Source organism: Limosilactobacillus oris DSM 4864 (assembly GCF_001434465.1).
GTDB classification, from domain to species: Bacteria; Bacillota; Bacilli; order Lactobacillales; family Lactobacillaceae; genus Limosilactobacillus; species Limosilactobacillus oris.
Map to the genome: position 1 here is coordinate 60,408 of NZ_AZGE01000006.1, position 19,889 is coordinate 80,296.

Here is a 19,889-nt window from a genome sequence, read left to right on the forward strand (position 1 = left end):
AAGAAGCAACAATCTTGTGAAAATCATCGAAGGGGCCTAAACTTTTCTCAATGGATTTAATTTAGGTACAGAGGTGTTTAAGATGGAAAAGAAACAGTATGGTGCGGACGTCATTATTGATAGTCTGCGGAAACACGGTGTCGACCTAGTCTTCGGGATTCCCGGCGCCAAAATTGATCGTCTGTTTGAAGGCTTAGATGGGCAGGACAGTGAGGACGCGCCCAAGTTAATCGTCACCCGGCACGAGCAAAACGCGGTATTCATGGCCCAAGCCTACGCTCGCTTAACCGGCAAAACCGGGGTGGCTATCAGCACGTCCGGCCCGGGGGTTGGTAATTTGACGACTGGGATCATGACGGCCAATGCGGAGGGGGACCCGATTTTAGCAATCGGTGGTCAGGTGCAGCGGAAGGACCTGCACCGGTTGACCCACCAGAGTACCCCGTCAGCTGAAATTATGGCGCCGATTACCCGGTACAGCGCTGAAATCCAGGATCCCAACAACATTTCGGAAACGATGGCCAACGCCTTTGAAGCCAGTCAAGGGGCCGAAAAAGGAGCTGCCTTTGTCAGCCTGCCACAGGACGTGGACGACGCGGTGGTTGATGAACAGCCGTTGCCAATCTACGAGGCTCCAAAGATGGGACCAGCGGACCCCGGTGAGTTGGCTAAACTGGTTGACCTCATCAAGCACAGTAAGCTGCCGGTCATCCTGGTCGGTCAGCGGGGCGGTAGTGCGGCCGTTGCCAACGCCCTCCACCAGCTATTGCGGCATTATGCCTTTCCAGTGGTTGAAACATTTCAGGCGGCTGGAGTGGTGTCCCGGGACCTGGAAGACCAGTCTTACTTTGGCCGGGTCGGCCTCTTCCGCAACCAGGTTGGTGACCAGCTTCTCCAACAGAGCGACCTGGTAATTGCGGTCGGCTATGACGCAATTGAATATGAGCCGCGGAACTGGAACAAGGAAGACCAGCTGCGGATTGTCAACCTCGACACGAAACCGGCCCAGATTGACAATCACTACACGCCAGTAATGCAGCTGGTCGGTGACCTGACGAGCAGCTTGACCCAGCTAGACCAGCTTTTGAGTGGCTTTAGCTACCCGGCAGCGGCCCAGGAGCAACTGGCAACGTACCGCCAGCAGCTCGACCGGGATAAGCAGCTGCCGACACCGCCAGCTGGTCAGCAGAGCCACCCCTTAGCGGCCGTTCAGGCCATCCAGGAGAACGTTACCGATAACATGGTTGTTTCCCTGGATGTCGGTTCACACTACATCTGGATGGCCCGGCACTTCCGCTGTTACCAGCCACGCCATTTGCTGATCAGCAACGGGATGCAAACCCTGGGTGTCGGTCTGCCATGGGCGATGGTAGCCGCAATGCTTCATCCCGAGCAGAAGGCCGTTGCGGTCTGCGGGGACGGGGGCTTCCTCTTCTCTGGGGCCGAACTGTCGACTGCCGTCCAGCACCAGCTCAACCTGGTAGTGGTCGTTTGGAACGACGGTGGACACTATGACATGGTCAAGTTCCAGGAAGAAATGAAGTACCCGCAAGCCGCCGGGGTTAAGTTTGGCGACTGCGACATCGTCAAGTACGCGGAGAGCTTTGGCGCAACTGGCCTGCGGGTTGACAAGCCAGCTGACCTGAACAAGGTCATGCACCAGGCTTTCAGCACTGATGGCCCGGTAGTCGTGGATGTTCCGGTTGATTACAGCAACAACAAGGACCTGGCTGCCCACTTGATCGATTCACAATTAGGATAATGAAAGGAAATGGTATTATCAGTACCTTATACGAACACGGCACGCTGGCCTCGTTAATGGCCGGCAATATGGCAGGGACGATAACCTTGGCGGACCTGTTGAAGCACGGGTCTACTGGGATTGGCACCTTTGACGGCCTGGACGGGGAGGTCATCATCCTCGACGGCGAGGTCTACCAGGCAGTTTCCGATGGAACGGTCAACCACGTTACTGACAGTCAGGCAAAGATGCCGTTTGCCTCAGTCCATACGCCAGCCGACCTGGAGGAATTAAAGCTGGCTGACGTTGACTTCAATGCTCTCAACGGGAAGTTTGTCCAGCAGCACGAACTCAAGAACGTCTTCGCGGCCCTATGCTTGACGGGGAAGTTCAGCCACGTCAAGGTGCGGATCGCACCCAAGCAGAAAGAACCGTACCCGAGTCTGCTGGAAGTTGCCCAGGGCCAGCCGACCTTTACCCGGGATGACGTTAACGGCACGATCATTGGTTACTACGCGCCGGAGATTTTTGGCAGTGTAACGGCGGCCGGCTGGCACCTCCACTTCATCAGTGATGACCGCCAATTTGCCGGGCACTTGCTGGAATTTACCGCGCCGGCACTGACCGGTGACCTGCAGATTTTCGACACGCTCGAACAACACCTGCCAATCGCCGACCAGGCTTTCCGCCAGGGCGAGGTTGACATGGCAACCCTGCGGGACAGCATCGCCCAGTCCGAGGGAAATCAGGATTAGAAGTGCTAAGCCAGCTCCTCGACATGGCGTGCACGTTATGGCTGCGTAATAGTTGAACTACTAAAAAGTTGTTGAAATGAACCCCCATAGTTGGATAAAGAATTCCAACTATGGGGGTTCATTTCAGTTCAATAGGTTAGCTTTTTTATTTCCAAAAAATCATTGTAAGCACAAACACTCCGAAACACAAATAAAATATTCCTAGTCCCTTGTGATGTTTTTCTACAGAATCATTACTATCTCCAAATATATTCCCGGCGATTAAACGATAAAATTTTTTGTTTCCTCGATATATTTCCCAACCGAACCAGAAGAAAAATAATGCTATTGCACATATTAAAATAATTGGCGTCAACTAAAATCACCTTCCACACCATTAGGTACTGACAAAGTTATTCCTGGGTGAGCTTTAAGATATTCTTCTGTTTCCTCACACTGTTTTGCAATCTGTATGCTATGGATTGACTTCATTTTGAGGTTCAAGGCGCAGAATCAATCACTAGTTTGGGCAATAGTGGAAATGGAGTCCTGTACTTACCGCAAATACTATCAATAAGCTGGCACAAAACGCCTGTATTTTCTTGCCTTTAATAATTGAGTTAAAACTTATCATACCTCCCTTTATAATTAATAATACTTTTCAAACTTAAATGACTATTATCTATAAGATATTATATTCCCATATTGTGAATGTTTAAACAATATAAGGGCTTATTTAAACGATTGTTTTATATGCTACTCTGACGTTTTTTGATAGATTATTTTAAATAAACTAAGTTCACTTGTAGCCTAAAACAAAATAAGTGATTGACAACAGCTTTAATATTGTAAAGTAATTTATGTAAAATAAAAAGGAGTCTGCACGACTCCTTTTTTAGTCATGATGTTGGATGAAAGAACCAACGGTAGCAATAATGCCGAGCACGATGAAGGTGATGTTTTCCCACCGGTCGAGTCCTGTTCCGAGCGGTAAATCAATCAGGATTATAAAAAGGCCAGCGTAGAAGTTGCCCCGGCGGTAAAAGTGACGGTTGAATTCCAGCTGGCGGCCCCGTCCTGCGATAATCCAGTCCCCAGTATCACCGTCATCAAAGAAGAGGGTGAAGATGAGCATGATTAGTCCAAATAATGCAAAGAGAAGCTGGAAGAAGTTGACGAAGATATTACTAGGCTGCAAGACAACAATCGCCAGCGGCCAGCAGAGAAAACAGAGGGCGAAGTAGAAACTGGCAGATTTATAGAATTGGTGATTAAAGCGCATTCGACTCATCCTCCCGGTATTCAAGAATGTCGCCTGGCTGGCAGTCCAGCTCGTGGCAGATTTTAGACAGGGTTTCGAAACGGATCCCGCGGGCCTTTCCCGTCTTGAGAATTGATAAGTTGGCCGGGGTAATGCCAATTCGTTGTGCTAAGGTTTTCGAAGTCATTTTACGTTCTGCTAATAAAACGTCCAAATTGACCGTAATCACAGTGGTCAGCACCTCCTTGCTAGATTATTTCATCCGCGTCCTTTTGTAGGGCGATTCCCCGTTTGAAGATTAGGTAAATTAAAAAGAAAATCACCAGTGAAAAAAGGTCGTTGCTGAAATCACCCTCACGAAAAGTCATTAGGCCCATTAAATCCTGAATATTCCAGAGATGAAAACAGATGGAAGCTAGAGATTGCAAGACGAAGACTACTAACGATGGCCATAAAATTTGCCGAACGGCCACCAGGTTTTGATTAACGAAGTAGAGGCCACTATTAATATTGCGCAAAAGGCTATGGACGCCGACAAACATAATGATGGCGAGGAAGACCATCATGGCCGCCGCAACTGCCTGGAGGACCAGGCTCCACCAGCTGTGGTAGTCAAAGAGTTCGTGGGCAAAGCCGGTAAAGGGGGTACAGGCGACGAGAATAATTCCTAGGACTAATGCGACACTGGTAACTACAATACAAAAATCAACGGAAAGCTGGATGAGCGTCAAGATAAGGCTGATGAGTTTCTTTTTCATGGTCGGAAACCTCCTCCGGTAAATTCGTAATTATTGTAAAACGATAATTAGTTATTGTAAAGCAATAATTGGGCTTGAAGTGAACTTTGACAGCTGCTCAGGAAAAGGTTAAGCTTAAAAAGGCGACTGATTTTAATTTAAAATCGTCAATTATTCGTGAAAAGAGGTTTACTTAACGCAGAAAATACAGTATTGTATGAATATAAACGGATGATGGTTTATATTTCAAAAATAAAGTTCGTGAATAATGGAAGGGGACGATTGCGATGATGACTGATATCGAAATTGCTGACCAGGCGGAAATGAAGCCAATTAAGGAGATTGCTGCCCAGATTGGTTTGGGTGAAGACGACATTGAGCAGTACGGCAAGTACAAAGCCAAAATTAGTTTGCCTGTCAAAGCGCACCCGGATAAGAAACACAAGCTGGTGTTGGTCACGTCGATTAACCCAACGCCAGCCGGTGAAGGTAAGTCGACGGTGCTGGTTGGCCTGGGGGATGCCCTCAACCAACTCGGTCACCAAACGATCATCGCAATGCGGGAACCATCCATGGGGCCCGTCTTCGGAATCAAGGGGGGTGCCACTGGTGGTGGTTACAGCCAGGTAGTACCGATGGAAGACATCAACCTCCACTTTACTGGTGACCTCCACGCCCTGACCAGTGCTAATAACACCCTGGCGGCTTTAATTGATAACTACATCATGCGGGGCAACGAGCTGGGCCTGGATCCACGGCGGATTATCTGGAAGCGGGTCGAGGACGTCAACGACCGGGCACTACGGAACGTGGTCACGGGTCTTGGCGGCCTCATGCAGGGGGTTCCCCGTCAGACCGGCTTTGACATCACCGCGGCGTCCGAATTGATGGCAATCCTGTGCCTGTCCACTGACCTGATGGACCTCAAGAAGCGGGTCGGCCAAATTGTCGTGGGTTACAGCTATGACAAGCAGCCGGTGACGGTCGGTGAATTAGGCTTTGCCGACGCCATCACCATCCTGCTGAAAGACGCCATTAAGCCTAACTTGGTTCAGACCCTGGACCACACCCCAACCATTATCCACGGGGGGCCGTTTGCCAACATTGCCCACGGATGCAACAGTGTGCTGGCGACCCAGACGGCACTGCAGCTCGCAGACTACACCGTCACTGAATCCGGCTTCGGTGCTGACTTAGGGGCGGAAAAGTTCATGGATATCAAGCGGCGGCTCCTCGGTAAGAATCCGGATGCCGTAGTGATCGTGGCAACGGTCCGTGCGCTAGAATACAATGGTGGCGCGGCCCTGGCCGACCTCAAGGACGAAAACCTGCCAGAACTGAAGAAGGGGCTGGCAAACCTGAACCGCCACATCAAGAATATGCAGCGTTACGGTGTTCCATTGGTTGTTGCTATCAACCACTTTGCCACTGACACACCAGCCGAAATCAAGATGATCGAGGATAACTGCAAGGCCTTAGGGGTCAACGTGGTAACGGCAGACGCCTGGGCAAAAGGTGGTGCTGGCACGCAGGACCTAGCGCAGGAAGTTGTTCGCCTGGCTGACCAAGACAGCGACTTCCACGAGCTGTACAGCCTGGATGCGAGTCCGGCAGACAAGGTGCGGATCGTGGCTACTAAGATTTACGGCGCCAAGGACGTTGAATTTAGCCGCAAGGCCCAGCGCCAGTTAAAGCAGTTTGCCGAGTTAGGCTGGGACAAGCTGCTGGTCTGCATTGCCAAAACCCAGTATTCCTTTACTGATGACCAAACTCAGCTGGGGGCACCGACCGACTTCACCTTCCACATTCGGGAATTCGTGCCGAAGCTCGGCGCCGGCTTCATCGTGGCCCTATCCGGCAACATGATGACCATGCCGGGCCTCTCGAAGGTTCCGGCCGCCGTTAACATGACGATTGACAAGGACGGCAAGATTACCGGTTTGTTCTAAATTAAACGCTAAATAAATGCAAAATCCGCACTGCAAAAAGGTGCGGATTTTTTATGTTTCCGTATTTATTAAGTAGGGGAATAAATGCGGGGTGAGCAAATGAATAATGAAATTAGTATCCAGGATGACTTTGTCTTTGGTAGCGTGATGAGTAACAAGCGGCTTTGTCAGCGCTTGATTCAGCTAATCCTGCCCAAGGTGAAAATTGAGCGAATTGATTTTCCAACCGTCCAAAAGACAGTCCAGGAGAGCCAATTTAGCCGGGGCGTCCGCTTTGATGTTTATACCAAGGACCAGGATGGGGTGGTCTATGAGATTGACATGCAGGTGCGGCACACTCGCGGCCTTCCACAACGAGTGCGCTATTACCAGGGCCGAATCGACAGCGAAATGTTGAAACACGGGCAGCAATATGCGTCGTTGCGCCAGTCCTACGTGATTTTTATTTGCCCCTTTGATCCTTTTGGTCAGGGACGGCACCGGTATGACTTTATTAACTATTGTAAGCAGAACAAGTCGTTAGAGCTGGGCGACGGGCGGACGGCAATTTTTCTCAACACTAAAGGGACGAAAAATGACGTGTCAAATGACTTGCGTAACTTCCTTGATTACGTGGATAATAAGGATGTAGACAATGACGAATACGTTAAAGAACTGAGGGACTACATCCGAAATTTGAGCAAAAACACGGAATGGAGGAATGATTACATGGATAACAAGACACACATGATGTTCCACGATGAGGATGTTCGTGAGGAGGGGAAAAAAGCAGGTATTGCTTTAGGAAAAAAAGAAGGCATTGTTGCCGGTAAGCTGGAGGCGGTTCGGGGCACAATTGAACTGCTGCATCAAATGGGGCTACCAGAAGACCAACTTAAATCCAAAGTCCAGCGGCAATTTGACCTGAGTAATGCCCAAATGCAGGAATTGTTCGGATAACTAAACAGGACTGCTACTGATTAATTTGTGTGCCACAGCAAGTCAAAGTTCTCCACTTGTTTAGGACTGTTAAAACGCAAGAGGCTGAGAAAAACTCAGCCTCTTATCTATTTTTTAAGATAAAAATACAACAGCGCAGTAGCTGGCTAGCCAAGCCAGTTTCGTCCCCCTCTCTAGTGAATATTGACGTCTGCTGGGGGCATGACTAAAATATGGGGGGGGAAAAAAAGAGCCCTTTAGATTAACGGGAGCTGGAGAACTGGCACGATGAATGAAGAATTAAAGAAAATGTTTAAAGTTGGCTTTGGCGTTTTAGCACTGCTATTGGTAATCATTAACTTTATCGCGTGGCTTTCCCATAACCAGGCGCTGGGGGCTACCTATAGCAGTCAATGCTTAGCAGTGAATCGGCTTCGTAGTCCTCGAGTAGGGCGACCGTCAGAGCACGGGCACTACCCACAGCTGGCTCGTCACCAGCGGGTAAAACTGGTGGTCATGAAAAAGGAAAAGCGGCTGTACGTTCTCAGCAACCATCACGTGTTATACATCATCAATGCTAAAACGAATCTCGCCCCCACGACGACCCAAATCAACGGGGCCCGGGGCACAATTATCTTTACTCAGAACAATGGCATCCGGCAGGTGGGCGCCAACTTGCTAAGCCTCAATCATGCCGACACGTTCATCGAAGCCCCTGCCTATATTAATAATCACCGGGTCCATGGCAATTGGCTCCGCAGTCGTTATCAATGTACTAACACGGTTGACGTTTCTAAACCGGATGCTCACTGGTTGCAGAGCTTGCCCAATAATACCCGGCTGGTTATTAAATAAGGATATTAACAAAAATGAAATATCACTTAACGAGAAAATTTATTAAACACGTTGCGGTGACCGACCTCTTTGTTTTTCTGGCACTCTTCTGCTATGACATTTTAGCGTGGCTGATTCCGGTGGTACGGGTGCGATTCTGGGGGATTATTCTTATCCTGCTGATTGTGGACCTCTGCCTCATTAGCATTAAGTTAATTAACAATTACGATTTTGGTCCCCACCGGTAAATGGGTCGACATCCACTGCGCGTCGGGGATTGAGAGCCGAATACAGCCGTGGGAACCGGTCGACTTCCCTAATTTATCAGCTTCCTTAACATTGTAGGCACCACCGGCCACAGTCGGAACACTGTGAAAGAGGTATGTTCCGTGGTCGAGCCAGGAAACATAGTAGTTGGCCCCCTCATTTAAGGATGAGTTGAAAAAGCTATCGCCGCGTTCGGCTTGAGCGTAGTAGGTGCCGGTGGGCGTCATGCTTTCTATTTCTCCGGTCTGGGGATTCCTCTTATACATACCACCGGTACTGTACATGGTATAGAGCAATTTCTTGCCGTCATACAAATAGGTGCGGTTCTTTTTCAAGCTGACCTTGACCCAAAAGTCCTTGGTGGTTGCCAAATCTGGGTAGGGGACGGTTTCTGACGACTTGTGCCAGTCAATCGGCACCCGCATCCTGCTCGGCTGGGCAGTAGTGTGGCCGTGCTTGGGATGACTCTCCCGGTGGCTGTTACTGGCCACCTGGGTCTGCCGCGCCGCCTTAGACGGTTTCTGGCGGTTATTGCGCAGCTCCGGTCCCATTCCGATGGTGGCAACGAATAAGCAGACTCCCGCATAGATTCGGTTTTTAACGACTAATTTCAACGTCTTCCACTTTCTTTATCTTTTCCCGATTCCTAAAATAATGGTTTATAATTATTATAAAATTATCAATGTTCAATTCAATAAGGCAGGCCATTTATCTTGAGAAATAACTTAAAATTATCATACCTGACCGCAATCTTTTTCTTTGTGGTTGCTGTAATTTGTGCTAATTTCGCGTAGGGATGAGAATAATGATAAAAAAGATTTGGGATTACACAATTAGTCATAAGTGGTCGAAGGATATCCTCCGTGCCAACCTGTTGTATCTGCTATTAGTTCTGGTTTATAACCTCGTTCATTTCCACCTGCAGCCGATTAGCTGGCACCTACTTAGCAAGGCTTTCTTGCTGATGAACCTGTGCCTAATCATCAAAATGTTTTTGAATGCCTACGATAAGGCTGAGCGGCAAGCGGACTGTGATACTATCCACCATAACTAAACTTTGCCTGAGGCTGCCCAATCAGGGGCGCCTTTTTTATTTTAAATTGCCGTTTTCGGGAATATAGTCAATCAGGTCTTCGATTTGCTTAGGGAGCGGGATCTGAGGGTCAATATGTGGATTGTTGTGGTGAATTTCGCGGTTGGACTGTCGGTATTCGGTTGGTGTCAAACCAGTCATCGCCTTAAAGCGTCGCAAAAAAGTTCGGGTATCGCTGAAAAAGGAATTTGCCGCAACTTCTTTTATCGGCATCCCGGTCCTAATTAGCAGGGAGGAGGCAGTCTCAATTTTGATTCGGTTGAGGTACTGGCGGGTGGTTACTCCCAGGACCCGTTTAAACATTCGAGTTAGGTAGTCCGGATTGAAATTATTATGGTCGGCAATCTCCTCGACCGTTAGCTGGCTACTCATATGGGCACGAATCCATTCCTGAACTGTGGCAACGCGCCGTTGGTCCGCCCGGGTGCTTTCGGTAGTAGCAGTGCCGGCAAAGAGCTTGATCAGCAGTGCGGCCGTGAGCAGGTTTCGGTCGTCAAGGTAGGGGCGCGGTGGGGTGCTGGCGAGAATCTGGTGAATCAAAACAGTTACCTCTTCAAAGTTGGCTACGGCAAATTTAAGGGGAAGAAAAATAGTTTGTTGGTGCTTGCTTTGACCAACTGCGTTAATCATCGGAGCAATTGATGCTGGCGTCTGTTCAGTTATTTGTGCCCGTTCTTGGGGAAGAAAGTGCAGCCAGTAAAAGGCGGTTCCTACCGGTGACTTAGCATTGCCGACCATCTTGCAGTAGGGTGGCACAATTAGTAAATCATGGGGCTTGAGAACCAGCTGCTGCTGATTGAGGGTCAGAAAAATTTGCCCCTGGAGGCAGAAGATCAGTTCGTAGTCACCGTGATGATAGACGGCTTGGTGTTGCCAGGGCTGGTCGGTACGGAATTCACCGCCCTTGTAGTAGAAAATGCTCTTGCCAAGATTAAAACTAACGTACTTCACCGTTGCTTCCTCCTTTATAATCTCGTAGTCGGATAGTGTCACCTTTTATTTGCTTTTTGCTACTAATAGCTATTATGCCAGTGGTTTGCTACCGCAATTGTACCATCCTTTTATCGGAAAGTGACATCTATTATCTAAATTTCGCCCTTATATCTATTTCTGCAAGCGCTTACGATAATAACTGTAAATTAAGAGCTCTTAATCTTTATTATCAAGTTTTGCAATTTTGGAGGAATGATTATGGCGGAGAAAAAGCAGCCTGTGGCTGGTGAAAACGCAATGGTCCAAGATCATTTACCGTGGCACCGGCGAATTACCTATGGTTTTACTGATATGTCGGGGAACTTGTTATACTGCATCATCAGTTCCTATATGTTGTACTTCTTTACCAATGTGTTTGGCTTAACGGTCGGCGTGGCCGGAGTATTGCTGTTAATTGGACGGTTCTTTGATGCCCTGGGTGCACCGGTGATGGGAATTCTGGTTGACCATACCCATAGCAAGTACGGGAAGAACCGGCCCTGGTTCTTATGGATGGCATTACCGTTTGCTGTCTTTGTATGGTTGCTGTTTACCACGCCACATCTTAGTTATGGAATGAAAATTGTGTATGCCGGGGTAATGTATATCCTCGCGGACCTTTCCTATACTGCTGTTTCAACCCCGATTACATCAGTCTTACCGAACCTGACGGGCAGTTCTGACGGGCGGATGTCCGCGAACTCAATTCGGTTAGTGTTGGGGAACGTCGGCAACTTCTTTGCGGTGACCTTTATTATCCCATTTGCTGACCATCTGGGTCATGGCAACGCCCAAAAGGGTTGGTCCCTGGCAGTTGGTGTTTACGCTATTATTGCCTTTATCCTGCTAATCGTTGCCTTTCTGGACATGCGTGAAATGAATATTACCAAGGAAAAGGTAATTACGATTAAGGAAAGCCTTAAAGCGACGCGGGGCAACTGGCCGTGGATAATCATTGTGCTAGCTAACTTAACCTATTGGACTGCCTTCACGATGCGAAATGCGGCCCTTCCTTACTACTTCCAGTACAACTTAGGCAATAAGGGCCTGATTTCCTTCTTCAACGGTTTTACGATTATCCAAGTCTTGGGAATGGCGGCAGTGCCACTCTTTGCCAAGTTCCTGCACAAGTGGGGGACGACGGTCTTTATGTTAGCCTTAACAATTATCGGGCAAGTATGGTTAGCCTTCGCGGGGAATAACATCACAGCCGCCTTGATTGGCTGGTGTATTGCCTGCATTGGTTCCGGGTCAGCCTGCACCATGTTCTTTGCGATGGTGGGGGATACGGTCGACTTTGGTGAATGGAAGAATGGTATCCGGGCCAATGGTTTCCTGACCGCGATTGGGGCGTCCTTCTGTATTCAAATGGGGTCTGGGATTGGTTCCTTTATCGCCTCAATGATTATGAAGGGCTTTGGCTTCGATGCCAGCAAGGCGGTTCAGTCGGCAGCCAGTCTCCATGGAATCAGTTTCTCGTTCCTGTGGGCACCGGTAATTATTTACATTATCAGTATGCTGCTGATGGTTGGCTACCGGAAGTGGGAAAAACACGAACCGGTTGTGCAACGTGACTTGGAAGCGCGGGCTAAGATGGCCGATTAGATGGAGGACGCGAAATGAAAATTCAAAAAATTAAAATCACGGCGGACTTTTGGCGCCGGTACAGAGAACTGGTCGTCAAAGAAGTGCTGCCGTACCAATGGAAAGTCATGAATGACGAGGCGGGAATCAACATTGCTGACGATCCCCAGAATAACGGGCAGGACCAAAACAGTCACGCCATCGCTAACTTAAAGATAGCGGCTGGTAAGATGAAAGGTCACCATTATGGTTTTCCCTTTCAAGATACGGACGTTTACAAGTGGCTGGAGGCGGCGGCTTATACACTAAAGTACCACCCGGACGATGACCTGCGAAAGATTACCGATCGCCTAGTTGACCTAATTGCGGCGGCCCAGGAAGATGATGGCTACCTCTCAACCTACTTTCAAATTGATGCCCCTGATCGCAAGTTTAAGCGTCTCCAGCAGTCCCACGAGCTGTATACGATGGGGCACTACATCGAAGCAGGGGTGGCCTACTATCAAGTTACTGGTAGTCAAAAGGCGCTGGCGATTGCCAAGAAAATGGCGGACTGCATTGACCGCCACTTTGGTCAGGACGAGGGAAAAATTCGTGGAGTAGATGGCCACCCGGAGATTGAACTGGCTTTGGCACGTTTATACGAAGTTACGACGGATCACCGTTATCTGGAATTGGCACATTTCTTCTTGACTGAACGGGGACTGGATCCAGACTTCCTTGACCGGCAAGTCCAAGCGGACGGTCCTGACCGGGACATTATTCCCAATATGCAGGGATTGCCCAAGGAATACTATCTGACTAATGCTCCGCTTAAAGACCAGCAGGCACCACATGGGCATGCGGTCAGGGTAGTGTACCTCTGCACGGGGATGGCTTACGTAGCCCGCTACACCCACGATAAAGAGCTGCTTGCCGCCTGTGATCGTTTCTGGAACGACATCGTTAAACGGCAGATGTATATTACCGGTAACATTGGGCAGACGACAACTGGAGAGGCGTTTACTTACGACTATGACTTGCCAAACGATACTAACTATGGTGAAACGTGCGCCTCAGTCGGACTGGCATTTTTTGCCAACCAAATGCTCAAACTACGGCCGCTTGGTGAATATGCTGACGTCTTAGAGAAGGAGCTGTTCAACGGGGCACTAGCTGGGATGTCGTTAGACGGTAAGCATTTCTTTTACGTCAACCCCTTGGAAGCTGATCCGGCGGATAGTAAATGGAATCCCGGAAAGGCTCATATCTTGACACGCCGGGCAGAGTGGTTTGGCTGTGCCTGCTGCCCATCGAATCTGGCGCGGCTGATTGCATCTGTTGATCGTTATATCTATACGGTTAGCGACGAGACGGTGCTTTCTCACCAGTTCATTGCCAATGATACGCAGTTCAGCAATGGTGCTCGGATTCAGCAGGAGAATAACTATCCGTGGTCTGGCGACATTCACTACCGGGTTAGCCCCGGAAAAACGCCGTTTCGGTTAGGGATTCGGCTCCCGCACTGGTCGGCAAAAACTGCTTTGACCGTTAACGGGCAGAAAAAAGAGCTGGCCGTTGATAATGGCTTTATCTACTTTGAGGTAGCGGATAAGGAATTAGCCATCGACTTGCAGCTAGATATGAGTGTGAAGTACATGGTTGCTAACAACCGTGTTAAGGCTGATATTGGCAAGGTTGCTGTTCAACGGGGTCCGCTTGTTTATGCGGCAGAAGAAACTGATAACGACTTTCCTCTTTGGACCGCCCGGGTGCTGACAGAAGAAGAGCCAAGAGTTAGTTTTGAACCGCAGCTCCTAGGTGGGGTAGCAATGGTCCGGATTCCCGTCGAAAGTGACCAGTTGGCAAGTGTGGATGCGCCACTCTACCAGGCACTGCCAGAGAAGGTGCACCGCCAACAGGCAATGTTAAAACTGATCCCTTATTATGCTTGGGCTAATCGACGAGATGGTGCCATGCAGGTTTGGCTTCATCGCCGGTGATGGGAGATCAATATAGTAAAGTGATAAAAAGACTGAGCCAATGCCCAGCCTTTTTTAATTTTAAACGAACTATATAATTTAAATCATCAATTTTGTTCGTAAAATTATTGAAGCCGGCGTCCTTATCTGTTATCCTTAAAGCAGTTTTAAGGAGGTAGGACAATGAGTGCAATTAGTGTTGTAATGGGTAGTAAGTCTGACTGGCCAACGGTTAAGGAGGCCTGCCGGATTCTGGATCAGTTTGGCGTTGATTATGATAAACATGTAATTTCGGCTCACCGGATGCCACAAGAAATGTTCGCCTTTGCTCAGGGGGCCGTGGCGGCAGGGACCAAGGTCATTATCGCCTGCGCTGGTGGTGCCGCCCACCTGCCGGGAATGATTGCGGCCAACACGCCACTGCCGGTGATTGGGATTCCGGGTCAGACCAAGGCCCTCGGTGGGATGGACTCACTACTGTCCATCGTTCAGATGCCGGCTGGGATTCCCGTTGCTACCACTGCCATTGGGGTCGCCGGGGCCAAGAACGCCGCCCTGCTCGCTTTACAGATCCTGGGGATTACCGACCAGCAAATCCAGCAGCAGATTGTTGACTACCGCCAGCAAATGCACGATCAGGCAGCAGAAAGCGGGGCGCACCTTGACTAAGCTGATTCAACAAGGACAAACCATCGGGATCATCGGCGGGGGCCAGCTCGGCCAGATGATGGCGTTAGACGCTAAGCAGACCGGGATGAAGGTCATCGTCCTGGATCCAACGCCGGCTTGCCCAGCCGGCCAAGTTGCTGATGACCAGATCGTGGCCGAATACGCGGACGTGTCCGCAATTGAAGAATTAGCCCGCCGGTCGGACGTCCTGACCTACGAATTTGAAAACGTTGACCTCAACGCCCTCAAAGACGTCGCTGACCAGGTTTACATTCCCCAGGGCACCCACCTGCTCTATACGACCAAGAACCGGATTCGGGAAAAGACCTTTCTCCGGGATGCGGGCCTCCAGACGGCACCGTTTCGGGCGGTCAAGGACGCGACGGACTTGAAGCGTGCCGTGGCAGAACTCGGCTACCCCTGTGTCCTCAAGACATGCGAGGGGGGCTATGACGGTCACGGTCAGGAAGTCCTCCATAGCGATGCCGACCTTGCCAAATGTACCGGTATCCTGTCAACCCGGGACGCGATTTTGGAAGGCTGGGTACCATTTGAACTTGAATGTTCGGTCATGGTGGGGCGGAACGAAAATGGCGAAGTCACCGTCTTCCCGGTTGCCGAAAACATTCACCACGACGAAATCCTCCACATCAGTATTATCCCGGCACGGATTTCACCAGAATTGCAAGAGAAGGCCCAGCAGATGGCAGTTCAAATTGCCCACGCGATCGACCTGCGCGGGATCCTCGGCGTGGAAATGTTTGTTGGCCGTGACGGCGAAATCTACATCAACGAGCTGGCACCGCGGCCGCACAATTCCGGTCACTACTCCATTGAAGCCTGCAACTTCTCCCAGTTTGCAATCCACAACCGGGCCGTTTGCAACTGGCCGCTGCCAAAGATTGAACTGCTCAAGCCGGCCGTGATGGTGAATGTCCTCGGCCAGCACGTTACTGGTGTGCGGGAACAAATTAGCCAAAAACCGAACTGGCACTTCCATGATTATGGCAAAGCGGCGGTCCGCCATAACCGCAAAATGGGCCACGTAACGATTTTAACTGATGACGTTGAGCAAACACTAACAGAAATTGACAATACGGGTATCTGGTCTGAGTAAAGTTCGGCTTTACGGCATGGCGGTGCCTGTGCGATAATAACTGGAGAACAAAATAGAGAGGATTTTGAACTGATGATTGATCGCTATACAAGTCCGGAAATGGCAAAGATTTGGAGCTTGGAAACCCAGTACCAGTGCTGGCTGGAAGTCGAAATTGCCGCTGACGAAGCCTGGAGCAAGCTCGGCCACATTCCGGCAGAAGACGTGGAAAAGATTAAGAAGAACGCTAAGTTTACCGTTGACGGGATTGCGGAAATCGAAGCCGTTACCCACCACGACGTCATCGCCTTTACCCGGGATGTTTCCAAGTCCCTTGGCCCGGAAAAGAAGTGGGTGCATTACGGAATGACCAGTACCGACGTGGTGGACACCGCCCAGGGACTGCGGCTCAAGAAGGCCAACGATATTTTACGCCAGGACATCGACAACTTTATGGCAGTCCTGAAGGAAATGGCGGAGAAGTACAAGTACACCGTCTGCATGGGCCGGACCCACGGGATTCACGCCGAGCCAACCACTTTTGGCCTCAAGGCAGCCCGCTGGTACTCTGAAATGAAGCGGAACAAGGAACGCTTTGAACACGCGGCCCAGGGCGTTGAAGCTGGTAAGATTTCCGGGGCGGTCGGCACCTTCGCCGAAATCGACCCCTTCGTTGAAGAATACGTCTGCAAGCGGCTTGGCCTGCGTCCTCAGGAAGTTTCTACCCAGGTACTGCCGCGCGACCTGCACGCCGAATACATTGCGACGATTGCCCTGATTGGGACCAGCCTGGAAGAAATGGCGACGGAAATCCGCTCCCTCCAGCGGACGGAAATCCACGAGGTCGAAGAACACTTTGCCAAGGGACAAAAGGGTTCTTCGGCAATGCCGCACAAGCGGAACCCAATTGGCTCGGAGAACATCTGCGGTTGTGCCCGGGTCCTGCGCGGCCACGTGGTTACGGCCTATGAAGACGTGGCCCTCTGGCATGAACGGGACATTTCCCATTCCAGCGCGGAACGGATGATCCTGCCGGACTCTACTTCGCTGCTGGACTACATGCTCCGGCGTTTCGGCCGCATTTTGAAGAACCTGGATGTGTTCCCAGAAACGATGAAGAAGAACATGGACAAGACCCTCGGCTTGATTTACTCCGGTCGGGTCCTGCTCAAACTGGTCAACAGCGGGATGAGCCGGGAGGCCGCCTACGACCTAATTCAGCCGTACACTGCGAAGTGCTGGGCCGAACAGATTGCCTTCCGTCCGTTGCTGGAAGCTGACCCGACTATCCAAAAGCAGTTGACTAAGGAAGACCTGGACGACGCCTTCGACTACCATTGGCACCTCCGCCACGTCGACGACATTTACAAGCGAATTGGCTTAGATTAACTAGTAAAAAGCGGCCCTGGACTTTTATCCGGGACCGCTTTTTGTTATGGTAAGGACAATTATGTTGTAGTGAGGAGTACTCAGATGAAATTTAACCGTCAATTCTATAAGACAAGCAGCTTCTACTTCGGCTGGGCCCTCGTATTAGCGCCCCTCGTCAACCTAGCCGTTAGTCAGGACCCGGTGGGGAAGATTCTCAATTATGGGTGCCAGCTTTTTGGCCTGCTTTTCCTGATTGCGTCCCTTATTAAACGCGAACGCTAGGGTAGTTCTTGCCATAAATCTTGAGTTCCCGGTATTCGCCGGCAACTTTGGCGATGGCGGGGAGGTGGCCCCAGTATTCAAAGCCGCTCTGCTTGAAGAGACCCTGGCTTGCCTGGTTGCGTTCGTAAATGTAGGCAACGACCGTCTTAAAGTGGAGCTCTTCTTTGATTTGCTGGTCGGCAAATGCGAGGAGCCGACGGCCGAGACCCTGCCGATGGGCGCCGTGGTGGATGTAGATCGCAATTTCTGCTGTGTCTGTGTAAGCGGGGTGGGTGGAAAAGTATTCCAGGGCGCACCAGCCGCTGACCTTGCCATCGCTGGTAATTACCCAAAGGGGGTGGCGGTCGTCAAACTGGGCGAACCACTCTTCGCGGTCCGCAACGGTAATCGGCTTGCTTTCGTCGGTGGCAATACCGGCCGCAACGGCCTCATTAAAAATGTTGATGATGGTTTCCCAGTCGCTTGCCTCTGCCCGGCGAATGTTAATTGTTGCTTTTGTCATTGTAAGATCTCCTTTATGAATCATTGTAGCCGCTCTTACGGGTGCTGACCAGTTATCTGGTCGGCACCGTTTTATTTACGGACAAAGTTAAGCGGCGACCCCTTTTTATTAGCAATAATAGCGAACAATTTCACGTAATAAATGGCTAAAGTTAACAAAAATCATTGACAGACAGCACCGCCGATAGTATATTGTTAGCATGAAAGGGCGAATAAATTTCACCCATCGCTTAACATAGTTCGTGATTTGGTAAAGGAGACGCAACTGAGATGGAAAAACTATTGTACACCGGTAAGGCAAAACAGATGTGGCAAACCGACGACCCCGAGGTTTTACGGGTCGTTTACATGGACCAGGCCACGGCACTGAACGGCAAGGAAAAGGACCATTTTGCTGGTAAGGGGAAGGCCGCCAACGCAATTTCCACCCTGGTTTTCCAATACTTAGTCCGTCATGGTATCCAGACCCACTTCATCAAGAAGCTGTCTGATAAGGAAGAGTTGGTTAAAAAGTGCCAGATGGTGCCGCTGGAATTCGTGACCCGGAATGTGATCGCGGGCCACTTCGCCAGCCGTTACGGCTTGCATGAAGGGGACTCTTTAACCGAACCGGTGGAAGAAACTTTCTACAAGAGCGACCAGCTGGACGATCCATTCATCAACGAGTCGGCGACGATTGCGCTCGGGATTGCGACCCACCAGGAACTCGAACAGATGTGGGGTGTCTGCCGGGAAGTCAACACCCTGCTGACCCACCTCTTTGCCCAGGCGGGAATGCGGTTGGTGGACTTCAAACTGGAATTTGGTCACCTCAGTGACGGCAAAATTATTCTGGCTGACGAATTTTCGCCGGACAACTGCCGGCTTTGGGATCTCAAGACGAACGACCACCTGGACAAGGACGTTTACCGGCGGGACCTCGCCGACTTGACGACCACCTACGATGAAGTGCTGGCCCGGTTACAACAAGCAATTGCGGAGGAAAACTAATGACTAAAGTTCGGATTTTCGTTACCTACAAGCCGTCCGTATTTGACCCTCAGGGGGACACGATCAAGAAGACCATTCACAACCTCGGACACGATGAAGTGCAGGATGTTCAAGTCGGTAAGTTCTTCGACGTCACGGTTGACGGGGACAGCGACCAAGTTGCCGCTACCGTCAAGCAAATTGCCGACCAGCTCCTGGTCAACTTCAACATGGAAACCTACACCTACCAAGTAATGGAGGATCATCAATGAAAATTGCGGTAATCGTTTTTCCAGGTTCCAATTGTGACATTGATATTTACGAGGCCCTGCACACGGTCTGTGGCGCGGACGTCGACTACGTTTCCCACAAGCAGGAGAGCCTGGCAGGCTACGACGCGGTGATGCTTCCTGGAGGCTTTTCCTACGGCGACTACCTGCGGGCTGGCGCAATTGCCCGTTTTTCACCCGTGATGGGGGCCGTGGTTGAAATGGCCCGGGCTGGCAAACCAGTTTTTGGGACCTGCAATGGCTTTCAGATTTTAACCGAGGCGGGACTGTTGCCGGGCGGCTTGAAGCGCAATGATAGCCAACAGTTTGTCTGCAAGACGGTACCGCTGGAGGTGGTTTCCAACCGGACCCTCTTTACTAGCCAGTACCAAGAGCACGAGCGGATTGCCCTGCCAATTGCTCACGCAGACGGCAGCTACTATGCCGATCAGGAGACCCTTGACCAGCTCGAGGCGCACCACCAGGTCGTCTTCCGTTATGCCGAAGAAAACCCGAATGGCAGTCTGCGGAACATCGCTGGAATTTGCAACGAGCGGGGCAATGTGCTCGGCATGATGCCGCACCCGGAGCGGGCCGTTGAAGCGCTCCTCGGCAATACCGATGGACTGCGGTTGTTCAAGTCCCTGTTAGCAAACGGCAGTGTGAAAGTGGAGGAATAGA

General features: G+C 50.4%; 22 protein-coding genes. 16 read left to right on the top strand and 6 right to left on the bottom strand.

Translation table 11 applies throughout. From position 1 onward, the window contains the following. The first annotated feature begins 82 nt into the window (after positions 1 to 82). On the top strand, positions 83 to 1,762 hold the full coding sequence (alsS, locus tag FC49_RS04160; RefSeq protein WP_056984371.1) for an acetolactate synthase AlsS: 1,680 nt from the start codon (positions 83 to 85) through the stop codon (positions 1,760 to 1,762). Further along, positions 1,762 to 2,496, top strand: a complete 735-nt coding sequence (gene budA, locus FC49_RS04165; protein WP_056984372.1) for an acetolactate decarboxylase — start codon at positions 1,762 to 1,764, stop codon at positions 2,494 to 2,496. The genes alsS and budA overlap by 1 nt, the downstream gene beginning before the upstream one ends. An 874-nt stretch (positions 2,497 to 3,370) precedes the next feature. Here the strand turns inward: budA and FC49_RS04170 are convergent. Genes FC49_RS04170 through FC49_RS04180 form a run of 3 tightly spaced genes read right to left on the bottom strand, consistent with a single transcriptional unit; the run spans position 3,371 to position 4,494 of the window. Further along, a complete protein-coding gene (locus FC49_RS04170) occupies positions 3,371 to 3,757 on the bottom strand; it encodes a hypothetical protein (RefSeq protein ID WP_003712897.1) in 387 nt (128 codons plus the stop codon). Then, positions 3,747 to 3,965, bottom strand: coding sequence for a helix-turn-helix domain-containing protein (locus FC49_RS04175; RefSeq protein WP_003712901.1), 219 nt, complete (start codon positions 3,963 to 3,965; stop codon positions 3,747 to 3,749). The genes FC49_RS04170 and FC49_RS04175 overlap by 11 nt, the downstream gene beginning before the upstream one ends. 19 nt (positions 3,966 to 3,984) lie before the next feature. Continuing rightward, positions 3,985 to 4,494: a DUF2975 domain-containing protein gene (locus FC49_RS04180; protein ID WP_004564542.1), complete on the bottom strand. Its 510-nt coding sequence runs from the start codon at positions 4,492 to 4,494 to the stop codon at positions 3,985 to 3,987. Between the two features lie 266 nt (positions 4,495 to 4,760). Here FC49_RS04180 and FC49_RS04185 point away from each other — a divergent pair, with 266 nt between their 5' ends. The 4 genes from FC49_RS04185 to FC49_RS04200 all read left to right on the top strand — a co-directional run bounded on the left by FC49_RS04185 (position 4,761) and on the right by FC49_RS04200 (position 8,422). Then, positions 4,761 to 6,422: a formate--tetrahydrofolate ligase gene (locus tag FC49_RS04185; RefSeq protein ID WP_056984373.1), complete on the top strand. Its 1,662-nt coding sequence runs from the start codon at positions 4,761 to 4,763 to the stop codon at positions 6,420 to 6,422. A gap of 99 nt (positions 6,423 to 6,521) precedes the next feature. Further along, a complete protein-coding gene (locus FC49_RS04190; RefSeq protein ID WP_225349485.1) occupies positions 6,522 to 7,361 on the top strand; it encodes an Rpn family recombination-promoting nuclease/putative transposase in 840 nt (279 codons plus the stop codon). Between the two features lie 267 nt (positions 7,362 to 7,628). Then, complete coding sequence (locus FC49_RS04195; RefSeq protein ID WP_056984374.1) at positions 7,629 to 8,195, top strand: hypothetical protein; 567 nt, start codon at positions 7,629 to 7,631, stop codon at positions 8,193 to 8,195. A 14-nt stretch (positions 8,196 to 8,209) separates the two neighbouring features. Then, positions 8,210 to 8,422: a hypothetical protein gene (locus FC49_RS04200; protein WP_003712919.1), complete on the top strand. Its 213-nt coding sequence runs from the start codon at positions 8,210 to 8,212 to the stop codon at positions 8,420 to 8,422. Here the strand turns inward: FC49_RS04200 and FC49_RS04205 are convergent. Then, entirely contained in the window at positions 8,387 to 9,055 is a 669-nt protein-coding gene (locus tag FC49_RS04205; RefSeq protein WP_056984375.1) for a L,D-transpeptidase, read from the bottom strand. The genes FC49_RS04200 and FC49_RS04205 overlap by 36 nt on opposite strands. Positions 9,056 to 9,246: 191 nt before the next feature. On the opposite strand from FC49_RS04205, the gene FC49_RS04210 reads away from it, so the two are divergent. Further along, the gene (locus tag FC49_RS04210) at positions 9,247 to 9,495 is read left to right on the top strand and encodes a hypothetical protein (RefSeq protein WP_003715003.1); all 249 of its coding nucleotides are present in this window, start codon (positions 9,247 to 9,249) and stop codon (positions 9,493 to 9,495) included. Between the two features lie 36 nt (positions 9,496 to 9,531). Here the strand turns inward: FC49_RS04210 and FC49_RS04215 are convergent, their stop codons facing one another. Then, a complete protein-coding gene (locus FC49_RS04215; RefSeq protein WP_003715021.1) occupies positions 9,532 to 10,485 on the bottom strand; it encodes an AraC family transcriptional regulator in 954 nt (317 codons plus the stop codon). A gap of 240 nt (positions 10,486 to 10,725) precedes the next feature. On the opposite strand from FC49_RS04215, the gene FC49_RS04220 reads away from it, so the two are divergent. The 6 genes from FC49_RS04220 (at position 10,726) to FC49_RS04245 (ending at position 17,469) form a co-directional block, all read left to right on the top strand. Beyond that, the gene (locus tag FC49_RS04220; protein ID WP_003715005.1) at positions 10,726 to 12,111 is read left to right on the top strand and encodes an MFS transporter; all 1,386 of its coding nucleotides are present in this window, start codon (positions 10,726 to 10,728) and stop codon (positions 12,109 to 12,111) included. Positions 12,112 to 12,125: 14 nt separating this feature from the next. Next, positions 12,126 to 14,072 (top strand): glycoside hydrolase family 127 protein, encoded by a 1,947-nt coding sequence (locus FC49_RS04225; RefSeq protein WP_003715008.1) that lies wholly within the window; start codon positions 12,126 to 12,128, stop codon positions 14,070 to 14,072. 162 nt (positions 14,073 to 14,234) lie between these two features. Further along, positions 14,235 to 14,720, top strand: coding sequence for a 5-(carboxyamino)imidazole ribonucleotide mutase (purE, locus tag FC49_RS04230; protein WP_056984376.1), 486 nt, complete (start codon positions 14,235 to 14,237; stop codon positions 14,718 to 14,720). Continuing rightward, positions 14,713 to 15,837 carry a 5-(carboxyamino)imidazole ribonucleotide synthase gene (purK, locus tag FC49_RS04235; protein ID WP_003715016.1) on the top strand — a complete coding sequence of 375 codons (1,125 nt, stop codon included), beginning with the start codon at positions 14,713 to 14,715 and terminating at the stop codon, positions 15,835 to 15,837. Before purE ends, purK begins: the two co-directional genes overlap by 8 nt. A gap of 72 nt (positions 15,838 to 15,909) precedes the next feature. Then, the gene (gene purB, locus FC49_RS04240) at positions 15,910 to 17,205 is read left to right on the top strand and encodes an adenylosuccinate lyase (protein ID WP_004564541.1); all 1,296 of its coding nucleotides are present in this window, start codon (positions 15,910 to 15,912) and stop codon (positions 17,203 to 17,205) included. An 84-nt stretch (positions 17,206 to 17,289) separates the two neighbouring features. Beyond that, positions 17,290 to 17,469 (top strand): hypothetical protein, encoded by a 180-nt coding sequence (locus FC49_RS04245; protein WP_003712905.1) that lies wholly within the window; start codon positions 17,290 to 17,292, stop codon positions 17,467 to 17,469. On the opposite strand, the gene FC49_RS04250 is transcribed toward FC49_RS04245, so the two are convergent. Next, positions 17,453 to 17,971 carry a GNAT family N-acetyltransferase gene (locus FC49_RS04250; protein WP_056984377.1) on the bottom strand — a complete coding sequence of 173 codons (519 nt, stop codon included), beginning with the start codon at positions 17,969 to 17,971 and terminating at the stop codon, positions 17,453 to 17,455. The genes FC49_RS04245 and FC49_RS04250 overlap by 17 nt on opposite strands. Positions 17,972 to 18,240: 269 nt before the next feature. On the opposite strand from FC49_RS04250, the gene purC reads away from it, so the two are divergent. The 3 genes from purC to purQ are packed head-to-tail and all read left to right on the top strand — an operon-like array spanning position 18,241 to position 19,888. Continuing rightward, on the top strand, positions 18,241 to 18,960 hold the full coding sequence (purC, locus tag FC49_RS04255) for a phosphoribosylaminoimidazolesuccinocarboxamide synthase (protein ID WP_003715006.1): 720 nt from the start codon (positions 18,241 to 18,243) through the stop codon (positions 18,958 to 18,960). Then, positions 18,960 to 19,211, top strand: coding sequence for a phosphoribosylformylglycinamidine synthase subunit PurS (gene purS, locus FC49_RS04260; RefSeq protein ID WP_056984378.1), 252 nt, complete (start codon positions 18,960 to 18,962; stop codon positions 19,209 to 19,211). The genes purC and purS overlap by 1 nt, the downstream gene beginning before the upstream one ends. After that, positions 19,208 to 19,888, top strand: a complete 681-nt coding sequence (gene purQ, locus FC49_RS04265) for a phosphoribosylformylglycinamidine synthase subunit PurQ (RefSeq protein ID WP_003712907.1) — start codon at positions 19,208 to 19,210, stop codon at positions 19,886 to 19,888. The genes purS and purQ overlap by 4 nt, the downstream gene beginning before the upstream one ends. Position 19,889: the final 1 nt, after the last annotated feature.

Excerpts from the sequence above, each read along its gene's own strand:
- purS (WP_056984378.1), top strand. The coding sequence starts at position 18,960 with ATGACTAAAGTTCGGATTTTCGTTACCTACAAGCCGTCCGTATTTGAC.
- FC49_RS04210 (WP_003715003.1), top strand. The coding sequence starts at position 9,247 with ATGATAAAAAAGATTTGGGATTACACAATTAGTCATAAGTGGTCGAAG.
- FC49_RS04250 (WP_056984377.1), bottom strand. The coding sequence starts at position 17,971 with ATGACAAAAGCAACAATTAACATTCGCCGGGCAGAGGCAAGCGACTGG.
- FC49_RS04200 (WP_003712919.1), top strand. The coding sequence starts at position 8,210 with ATGAAATATCACTTAACGAGAAAATTTATTAAACACGTTGCGGTGACC.
- FC49_RS04170 (WP_003712897.1), bottom strand. The coding sequence starts at position 3,757 with ATGCGCTTTAATCACCAATTCTATAAATCTGCCAGTTTCTACTTCGCC.
- FC49_RS04225 (WP_003715008.1), top strand. The coding sequence starts at position 12,126 with ATGAAAATTCAAAAAATTAAAATCACGGCGGACTTTTGGCGCCGGTAC.
- purQ (WP_003712907.1), top strand. The coding sequence starts at position 19,208 with ATGAAAATTGCGGTAATCGTTTTTCCAGGTTCCAATTGTGACATTGAT.
- FC49_RS04180 (WP_004564542.1), bottom strand. The coding sequence starts at position 4,494 with ATGAAAAAGAAACTCATCAGCCTTATCTTGACGCTCATCCAGCTTTCC.
- purC (WP_003715006.1), top strand. The coding sequence starts at position 18,241 with ATGGAAAAACTATTGTACACCGGTAAGGCAAAACAGATGTGGCAAACC.
- FC49_RS04245 (WP_003712905.1), top strand. The coding sequence starts at position 17,290 with ATGAAATTTAACCGTCAATTCTATAAGACAAGCAGCTTCTACTTCGGC.
- alsS (WP_056984371.1), top strand. The coding sequence starts at position 83 with ATGGAAAAGAAACAGTATGGTGCGGACGTCATTATTGATAGTCTGCGG.
- budA (WP_056984372.1), top strand. The coding sequence starts at position 1,762 with ATGAAAGGAAATGGTATTATCAGTACCTTATACGAACACGGCACGCTG.
- FC49_RS04185 (WP_056984373.1), top strand. The coding sequence starts at position 4,761 with ATGATGACTGATATCGAAATTGCTGACCAGGCGGAAATGAAGCCAATT.
- purE (WP_056984376.1), top strand. The coding sequence starts at position 14,235 with ATGAGTGCAATTAGTGTTGTAATGGGTAGTAAGTCTGACTGGCCAACG.
- purB (WP_004564541.1), top strand. The coding sequence starts at position 15,910 with ATGATTGATCGCTATACAAGTCCGGAAATGGCAAAGATTTGGAGCTTG.
- FC49_RS04195 (WP_056984374.1), top strand. The coding sequence starts at position 7,629 with ATGAATGAAGAATTAAAGAAAATGTTTAAAGTTGGCTTTGGCGTTTTA.
- FC49_RS04190 (WP_225349485.1), top strand. The coding sequence starts at position 6,522 with ATGAATAATGAAATTAGTATCCAGGATGACTTTGTCTTTGGTAGCGTG.
- FC49_RS04220 (WP_003715005.1), top strand. The coding sequence starts at position 10,726 with ATGGCGGAGAAAAAGCAGCCTGTGGCTGGTGAAAACGCAATGGTCCAA.